This window comes from Listeria grandensis, from assembly GCF_014322885.1.
Lineage (GTDB): Bacteria > Bacillota > Bacilli > Lactobacillales > Listeriaceae > Listeria_A > Listeria_A grandensis.
This window is the reverse complement of the sequence record NZ_JAASUG010000003.1, coordinates 324,298-333,055: the sequence shown is the minus strand read 5'-3', so window position 1 is coordinate 333,055 and position 8,758 is coordinate 324,298. Positions and strand designations below refer to the sequence as shown.

9 protein-coding genes are annotated in these 8,758 nt (G+C 44.3%); 8 read left to right on the top strand and 1 reads right to left on the bottom strand.

Annotated features, from left to right (window positions below):
• Positions 1–327 (top strand): LPXTG cell wall anchor domain-containing protein (locus HCJ54_RS06545; protein WP_187137054.1); only part of this gene is annotated, 327 nt, incomplete at its 5' end.
• 87 nt (positions 328–414) lie between these two features.
• On the opposite strand, the gene HCJ54_RS06540 is transcribed toward HCJ54_RS06545, so the two are convergent.
• A complete protein-coding gene (locus HCJ54_RS06540) occupies positions 415–1,545 on the bottom strand; it encodes an LCP family protein (RefSeq protein ID WP_187137053.1) in 1,131 nt (376 codons plus the stop codon).
• Positions 1,546–1,819: 274 nt separating this feature from the next.
• Here HCJ54_RS06540 and HCJ54_RS06535 point away from each other — a divergent pair, with 274 nt between their 5' ends.
• The 7 genes from HCJ54_RS06535 (at position 1,820) to HCJ54_RS06505 (ending at position 8,758) form a co-directional block, all read left to right on the top strand.
• Complete coding sequence (locus tag HCJ54_RS06535; protein WP_187137052.1) at positions 1,820–4,105, top strand: SpaA isopeptide-forming pilin-related protein; 2,286 nt, start codon at positions 1,820–1,822, stop codon at positions 4,103–4,105.
• 137 nt (positions 4,106–4,242) lie between these two features.
• On the top strand, positions 4,243–4,869 hold the full coding sequence (locus tag HCJ54_RS06530; protein WP_187137051.1) for an MBL fold metallo-hydrolase: 627 nt from the start codon (positions 4,243–4,245) through the stop codon (positions 4,867–4,869).
• 14 nt (positions 4,870–4,883) lie between these two features.
• Positions 4,884–5,282: a VOC family protein gene (locus HCJ54_RS06525; RefSeq protein WP_187137050.1), complete on the top strand. Its 399-nt coding sequence runs from the start codon at positions 4,884–4,886 to the stop codon at positions 5,280–5,282.
• 4 nt (positions 5,283–5,286) lie between these two features.
• Complete coding sequence (locus HCJ54_RS06520; RefSeq protein ID WP_187137049.1) at positions 5,287–6,153, top strand: AraC family transcriptional regulator; 867 nt, start codon at positions 5,287–5,289, stop codon at positions 6,151–6,153.
• Positions 6,154–6,225: 72 nt separating this feature from the next.
• On the top strand, positions 6,226–7,302 hold the full coding sequence (locus HCJ54_RS06515; RefSeq protein WP_187137048.1) for a Gfo/Idh/MocA family protein: 1,077 nt from the start codon (positions 6,226–6,228) through the stop codon (positions 7,300–7,302).
• Positions 7,299–8,036, top strand: a complete 738-nt coding sequence (locus tag HCJ54_RS06510) for a sugar phosphate isomerase/epimerase family protein (RefSeq protein ID WP_187137047.1) — start codon at positions 7,299–7,301, stop codon at positions 8,034–8,036. Before HCJ54_RS06515 ends, HCJ54_RS06510 begins: the two co-directional genes overlap by 4 nt.
• Positions 8,036–8,758 (top strand): ThuA domain-containing protein, encoded by a 723-nt coding sequence (locus HCJ54_RS06505; protein WP_187137046.1) that lies wholly within the window; start codon positions 8,036–8,038, stop codon positions 8,756–8,758. The genes HCJ54_RS06510 and HCJ54_RS06505 overlap by 1 nt, the downstream gene beginning before the upstream one ends.

The following is an 8,758-nucleotide window of genomic DNA, read 5'->3' as shown; positions in this document are numbered from 1 at the left end:
AAAGAAGTTGTGGTACATGAAGATATCAATGACTTAGACCAAACGGTTCGCTTTATCAAGAATCCAGATCCAGAAAACCCAGGTAAACCAGAAAATCCAGGTAAACCAGAAAACCCGCAAAAACCTGAAAATCCTTCTAAACCAGATAATGGTACTAGCAAGATAGAGAAGAAAGATAAAGCTGGTAAGGATGGCGAACGCACAAGCCTAATGAGTAAACTACCAAAAACAGGAGACAATTTCTCATTGTTAACTCTCTTGTTCGGAAGCTTGCTTGTAGCGATTGGATCTATTATCTTCCTTAACAAAAGGAAACAAAATCGTTAAAAGATAAGTCATAAAAGAATAGAATCTCAGAGTCGCTTGAAAATCCTGGTTGGATTTTCAAGCGGCTTTTCTTCGTCTCAAGAAAAACTAATCATAGAATCCAGTCGTTGTTTTCTTATTTGGCAGATCGCCTGTCTTTGTATTTCCTTCTGTCCCAATGTAAAGCCCTTCACCAGGGAATGTATCCGCATTTTTTTCTGATTCTGGAGTTGCTGTCGTGTGGTCACTTTTGTATCTGTATTCTCCGTTCGTTTGGAATTTTTTATCGTCACGCGCATCTTTTTTCTCTGGTCCAAGCGAAACACGTAGCTGATGCGCGACGTGATCCACACTATCCTGATACAACTCCACCATACTATGCCCGCCGTTACTAAAAGCACGCCAATCAAAGGTGAGTTGTTCTACCTCATAATCCTTACCAATCAGAAAGTCTTGTAATATTGTTTTTATTTGGCGCATATTGAGATCCATTTGCATTTGGCCTTCTAGAGACTCGATTATTTTTACATATTTTGAAATGGAATTCAGTTGCATGGCTTTTTCCTTTACAGCTTCAAGGACGAGCTGTTGCCGGAAACCGCGCATGATATCATTGTCGATTTTGCGCTCTCTAGAAAATGCTAAAGCCTCTTCGCCATTTAGATGTTGGATGCCTTTTTCAAAATGGACCTTTTTCCCTGTATCAAAAAGTGGTCCGGCAAATGTTTTCGGCACGTTTACATCAATGCCTCCGAGCGCATCAATCACGTGGATGAAGGAATCGAAGTTAAGAACAACATAGTGATGGATAGGTATATTAAATAATTTTTTTACTGTATCCACAGCGCTCTTTGGGCCACCGTATGTATAGGCGGATTCAATTCGTTGCATACCGGTATAATTAGCGGACTGTATTTGTACAAAACTGTCTCGAGGTATGCTACAGAGTGTCATTTTTTTGGTGCGCTTATTTAAGCTGACTAGCATCATAGCATCTGTTCTGGAACTGCCGAGATTTCTAGTCGCATTATTGTCTAGTCCCATGACTAGGAACATCAACGTATCTTCTGTAGCCTTTTTGTCAGTAGAGGATACAGGATGATAAGCTTTATTCAACACTTTTTCTGCTTTGACGTAAAGGATACAAAAATAAACGAGTGTGCCAGTGACTAGTAAGCCAAGGAATAGGAAGAGGAAAAACTTAATGCCTTTCTTTTTTCTGAATCTTAAGGATTTCATGTTCTAACCGCCTTTCTTAAAAAGATTGTGATTAATAGAAGTATAGTATAGGCTTGTTACATTTATGTGTCGCTCTAGATAGACACATAAATGTCATAAAAAATCACATAATTTGCAAATGGTATATAAATGCATCTTTAACCAGTGTATAGAAGGGATTATGATGGAAGTGTATAAAACTATTGGGGAGGCATAGGCACGATGATTAGGGATTGAGGTTTATATAAAACAATGGCGCTTTTGAAATAAAAGAATAAAAGGAGATTAGCTATCAATGGGGAAAAATAAAAAATATATTGCTTGCATACTTATTGCGGTGCTGTGTTTACCGCTATTCGGAGTGTTTGCAGGGGCTCAAAGTGGGGCAGCAAAATCAGAGACTAGTTCGATTCAAACATCACTCGCGGTCGCGACGGGGACGATTAAAAGTCGAGAAGAAGTGAACTTGCGTGTCAATATTTCTGGAAGTGCAGGTGCTTTCGTAGCTGACCATGGAGATATCACCGTGACAATACCGAAAGAAATTGTTTACAATCCAAATGATTTTACAACAAAAACCAATATTCCACAGCCATTCAAATTAGAAAATGTAACGAGTGATGCGACGAATTATCTGCTCACATTTTCGGTGGATAGGAATGCAATTGGAGATAATGACGCATTCAACGGTATTTTTGAGATTAAGTTTGGTGCACCGTTAATGACTGTCGGTGATGCTTATCATGATACGCAAACGTTCGCAGTCGACTATGCGGGACAAAATAAGCAAGTAACGGCAGATGTGCAGAAGCAGAACGTTGCGATTACACCATTATTTGATAAGTGGTACAAAGGTGATTTTGATAAGGATGGGGTTGCGACGCTGAACACGATGGATGCTGAAAATAATAGTTTTCAGTTGGTCGTGAATTATAGACGGGTGGATTTAAAGAATGTTGTCATAACGGATACATTGCCAAAAGGGACGTCATTGATTGCATCACCGACTAAGTCTTCCATATCGGGTGATACGATGGCGAAGGACGGGATTCGAATTTTGAAAGTGGCGGCTTTTGATGCGACCGGTACGGCGACGAAGTATAACTATGTAACGGCAGAGTTTCAAGATAAAATTCACGTAGACAAGGAAGCAAACCGTTTTACAGTGGAATTGGGAGATTTGACGGTAGATGATACGTATTTCATTGAATATTCGCTACAGGTGGATGATGTGAATACTGGTTTACAGCAAAATGTTGCCCAATTATCGGCAAGTAACAGAGCGGATGTGGTCAAAACGGTACCTGTGAAACCAATTAAACATTTCGGAACTAGCTATATTTTAAGCAAAAGTGTGGATAAAACGGCGCTTAACTATGATGATAATGAGTTGGTTTATACGCTGAAGTTAGCTTCCTTAGATGGGGATGCGATTCCAGCTGGGACGACGATTACTGACCCATTAGATGGCAGGATTAAGTCGCCGATTTTATTGCCGTATGATAGTAGCAAGGTAGATATGCAATTGGTGGGCAACGAGATTAGGATTACGACGCTTGTGGATATACCAAAAACGGACAAGATGGAATGGCGTTTTCAAGTAAATGTCGAAGATCTCAAAATCGGTGATTTGCTATCTAACCAAGCTTTTTTAACGGTGGAGAATAATGTGATTCATTCCAATGCGGTATCCACGAGAAAATATGACGGTCGAATAAGCATTCAGAAAGTAGATAATCATCATAATCCTGTGGCTGGTGCGGTTTATGAAGTGAGGAATGACAAGGCAGAGGTCGTTTTTGAAGGGGCGACCGATGAAGTTGGATTTTTAGTCACGAAGGCACTGCCGCTTGGGGATTATACGGTGACGGAAATCGAAGCGCCGGTGGGATATGTGTTGGATAGTACGCCACACCCGGTCATTGTTTCGGACCAAGATGTAACGCCAATCGTATTAGGAACGGAGAACAAGTTGCAGACGGGAACGGTTACATTGACGAAAATAGATGCACTGAATAGTGAGAATACATTAGCTGGTGCCTCATTTGAGTTAGTGGACCAAGATGGAAACGTTTTGTTAGAAGATTTAATAACGGATGAAACTGGAAAAGTGACGGTGGACGGCTTAGATCCTGGTGTGTATGCTTTTGTTGAAACGGCTGCGCCTCAAGGGTATACGCTAGATAAGGAGGCAGTACCATTTGAAATTGGGATTGGGGAAAATGATACTGCTGTGGAAGTGGTGAAGGAAAATAGTCATGTTTTCACGTCAGAGCCTGTTTTACCAGAACCGGAACCAATGCCGGAGAATAAGCCAGAAATTCCTGCTGAGATTCCAGCAGCACCAATCGATAAGCCGATATCAAAACCAGAAGTCACAGTCCCAGTTGAAAAGCCGGGAATGACGGATACACCAATGATAGAACCGACAGTTAAACCAGATACGGCGCTTAAATCAGATGTAAGACCAATGAAATTAGTGAAAACAGGAGATCAGTCAGAGGAACGCTTTATTCTTCTCGGTGGTATGTTACTTCTTTTTGGGGCAGTTTTACTTTGGTATAGAAAAAGTGTGAGATAGTAACGTTTTAAAGGAAGTAACGCAAGAGGGTGGTTTCTAATTTTAATGGAGCCATCTTCTTTTATAGGTTCCTCCTTGGTTAATTTTTTCGTTTGCGCTATACTTTAGGAAATGAGAAGAAAAAGGTGGCGCATATAATGGTAGAAATTAGTGGTTTGGCGACGGGATTGTTACAGGAGAATTGCTATGTGATTTCGGATAAAAAGCATTGTTTGATTGTCGATCCAGGAAGCGATGCGGAAAATATTATAGAGAAAGTAGAGGAAACGGGGACGAGGCCGGTCGCGATTTTGTTGACGCATTGTCATTATGATCATATCGGGGCACTTGAAGAAATTCGGGCGCATTATGGGGTGCCTGTTTATGTGAGTCCGCTGGAGCAGGAATGGCTTGGAAATCCGGAGTTGAATGGCTCGGTGGGGATGTCGCAGTATAGCAACAAGGAGATTATTTGTGTGCCTGCGGAGAATGAATTTGAGAATCGGGAGTATACGATAGAAGGATTCAAGTTTCGTGTGGTGCCGACGCCGGGACATTCGATTGGTAGTGTGAGCTTTATTTTTGATGATTTTGTGGTTGTTGGGGACGCGTTATTTAAAGGTAGCATCGGGCGTTCGGACTTGTATACGGGTGATTTTGATACGTTGATTGAAAGCATTACGAGTCAGTTGTTGGTGTTGCCTGAGGAGACGCGCGTGTATGCGGGTCATGGGGACGCAACAACAATCGGCCATGAAAAAGCGACAAATCCATATTTAACGTGAGGGGACTGTGAAAAATGAGAATTAATTTAGCGAGTGTATTTGTAGATGACCAGGACAAGGCGTTACGATTTTATACGGAAATATTAGGTTTCGTGAAAAAAGAGGATGTGCCGATAACGGAGAAATTTCGCTGGATTACGGTGGTGTCAAAAGAGGATCCGGATGGCGTGGAGCTAGTTTTAGAGCCGGATGAAAATCCTGCGGTGGGACCTTTTAAGATGTCGCTGTATACGCAGGGGATTCCGTTTACGTCGTTTGCGGTGGATGACGTGTACGAGGAACATGAACGGTTGCGTGCGCTTGGCGTTGTGTTCACGAAGGATCCAGTATCACATGGACAGGTGACGATTGCGGTTTTTGATGATACGTGTGGGAATTTGATTCAGATTATGCAGATGAACGAGGCGGCGTAGCGTCATGGGGCTGTATTTGGAGTTTCCAGCGCTAGATAAGGATTTTCCGATGCGGAGTTTTACGAATGAGGGTGGCGTTATCGTGTATCCTCACTGGCACAAGGAGATTGAGCTGATTTACGTGATTGAGGGGCGTTTGAACCTTGGCGTGAATGATGTGCCGATTCAGATGGCAGAAGGCGAGATTTATGTGATTAATGGCGGCGATGTGCATTATTTTTTGGCATCGCCGAACAGTGAGCGGATTGTGTTGCAGTTTGATTTGAATGTTTTTCAGGAATTTTCGCTTACGGAGGACGAGGGCAAGCGGTTGCGCGATTTGTTTTTGCATGTGTCACCGTCGAGTGCGGATTGGAATCCGGATGTGGCGCGGCTGGTTGCGGGACTTTTGCAGGTGATTCATCGGGAGAGTTCGCAGCGCAAGGCGGGTTATCGCTATGTTGTGAAGGCGAAATTGTACGAGATGTTGGCGGTTTTGGATCGAGATGTGCCAAGGCTTGTGCGTGATTCTGCGGAGGACGCGACGAGTAAATCACAGGAAACGCTTGAAAAATTGCAACAGATTTTTGCATATGTCGAGGACCATTATCAGGAGAGGATTACGTTACAGCAGGTCGCGGATCATGTTGGCTTTAGTTCGTATTATTTCACGAAGCTATTCAAGCGCAATATGGGGATTACGTTTATGACATTTGTAAACGATTACCGACTTAGCAAGGCGAAATGGATCTTGCTAAATGAGGAAACGCCGGTGACGGAAGTGGCTGAGCTGGCCGGGTTTAGTAGTGTGAAGACATTTCATCATGCCTTTAAGCGTGCGATGGGTGTATCACCGCTCAAATACAGGAGGACAATATTCGGGAATAAGTAAGCAAGAAATTAGGAAGAAAAACCTCGGTTTATTTTGTATCATGGAGATAATAAAACAAATGGAGGTTTTTTGATGACTTTAAAAATTGGGATTATAGGTTGTGGCGGTATTGCAAATGGTAAACATATGCCGAGTTTGGCGAGTGTAGCGGAAGCAGAAATGGTCGCGTTTTGTGATATCGTGGTAGAGCGTGCAGAGAAAGCAAAAGTGGATTTTGGGACACCGAATGCAAGCGTATACACAGGTTATAAGGAATTATTGGCAGATAAAACGATCGATGTGATTCATGTTTGTACGCCGAATATTTCGCACGCAGAAATTTCGATTGCGGCGATGGAAGCTGGAAAACACGTGATGTGCGAGAAACCGATGGCGAAAACAACGGCGGAAGCGCAAGCGATGATTGATGCTAGCGTGAAAACTGGGAAGAAGTTGACGATTGGGTATCAAAATCGGTTCCGGAAAGATTCGCAATTTTTGCATGAGGTTTGTGAAAATAACGAGTTGGGCGAGATTTATTATGCGAAGGCAAAAGCGATTCGTCGTCGTGCGGTTCCGACTTGGGGTGTGTTCTTGGATGAAGAGGCGCAAGGTGGTGGTCCGTTGATCGATATTGGGACGCATGCGCTTGATTTGACGCTTTGGATGATGGACAATTATAAGCCGAAATATGTGGTTGGAAACGCGTATCATAAGTTATCGCAACGTGCGAATGCGGCGAACGCGTGGGGACCTTGGGATCCATCGAAGTTCACCGTGGAGGATTCGGCGTTTGGTTTCATCACGATGGAAAATGGGGCGACGATTGTGCTTGAGTCGAGCTGGGCGCTAAATACGCTGGATGTTGGTGAGGCGAAGACATCGCTTTGCGGGACGGAAGGCGGCGCGGATATGGAAAACGGCTTGCGGATTAATGGTGAGTCGCATAGCCAAATGTATGAGACGGAAATTCAGTTGGAAGCGGGCGGCGTTGATTTTTACGATGGTGCGGGCGATGATCCGGCGGAACTTGAGGCGCAGCAGTGGATTGATAGTATTCTGAACGGGACGGATCCTGTTGTAAAACCGGAGCAGGCGCTTGTGGTGACGCAAATTTTAGAAGCGATTTATGAGTCGTCGCAAACGGGACAACCGGTATTTTTCCAATGACGACGCCGATCGCGATTCAGTTGTGGAGTGTGCAAGACGCGTGTCAGGAGGACTTTTTCGGAACGCTCGAGCACCTTGCTGAGATGGGCTATGATGGCGTGGAATTCGCGGGTTATTATGGCAGGTCAGCGGCAGATTTGAAGGCGAAATTGGCGGAACTGGGGCTTGGGATTGCGGGCTCGCATATTCCGTATGAGCAGTTGCGTGATGAGCTGGATGCCGTGATTGCTTTTGAAAAGGAGCTCGGAAATGACTACCTCATTTGTCCTTGGGCGCAGTTCGAGACGGAGGCGGAGTGGATTGAATTCGCGAAGTCGCTACGTGTGATTTCCGACAAAATTCGCGCAGCTGGGCTTCATTTCGTTTACCATAACCATGCGCATGAGTTTGAAAAGCTGGGCAATGATTACATTTTAGACGTGTTGCTTGCGGGTGTGCATGGCCTGGAAGTCGAGTTGGATACGTATTGGGTGCATCATGCAGGCGTTGACGTGGTGCCATATATGGCGCGTTGGTCGGACCGGATGCCGCTCATTCACTTAAAAGATATGAAACGAGCACCAATCGAAAGTACGGAAATTGGCAACGGTGTATTGGCTGTGAGACGTTTTGCAGAACTGGCAGAACAAAATGGCGTGAAATGGTTCGTGATTGAGCAAGAAGCATTTGAAAAGGCGCCGCTTGTGAGTGTAGAAATTGGTCTGAAGAACTTAAGAAAGATGGTGGGCAAATAATGACGAAGGTAACGGTTTGGAATGAATTTCGCCACGAAAAAGAGAGCGAAGACGTTGCTGCGATTTATCCAGATGGCATTCACGGTCAAATTGCGAGCTTTTTAAAAACATCAGGACTTGATGTCAAAACGGCGACGCTGGATGAGCCAGAACACGGCTTGACGGAGGCTGTTTTGGCGGATACAGATGTGCTTGTTTGGTGGGGACACATTGCGCATGACCAGGTCGATGAGGCAATTGTGAACCGCGTCCATAAGCGAATTTTGGAAGGAATGGGCTTAGTTGTATTGCATTCTGGGCACATGTCGAAAATTTTCATGAAGTTGATGGGGACGAGTTGCGATTTGAAATGGCGGGAGGCAGACGAGAAAGAGCGGCTTTGGGTCGTGGCCCCGAATCACCCAATCACAGATGGCGTTCCGGAATATATTGACCTTGAAAAAGAAGAGATGTACGGCGAGCATTTCGATGTTCCAGCTCCAGAGGAATTGATTTTCATTAGTTGGTTCGAAGGCGGGCACGTATTCCGCAGTGGCGCAACGTATAAGCGCGGTAACGGCAAGATTTTCTACTTCCAGCCGGGCCACGAAACCTATCCAACCTATCATAACGAAGCCATTCAAAAAGTGATCACAAACGGCGTCAATTGGTGTGCCCCGACTTCTTGGGTGTACCCGAAATATGGTAACGCAGCACCACTAGAAAAGATCGGAGGAAAATAA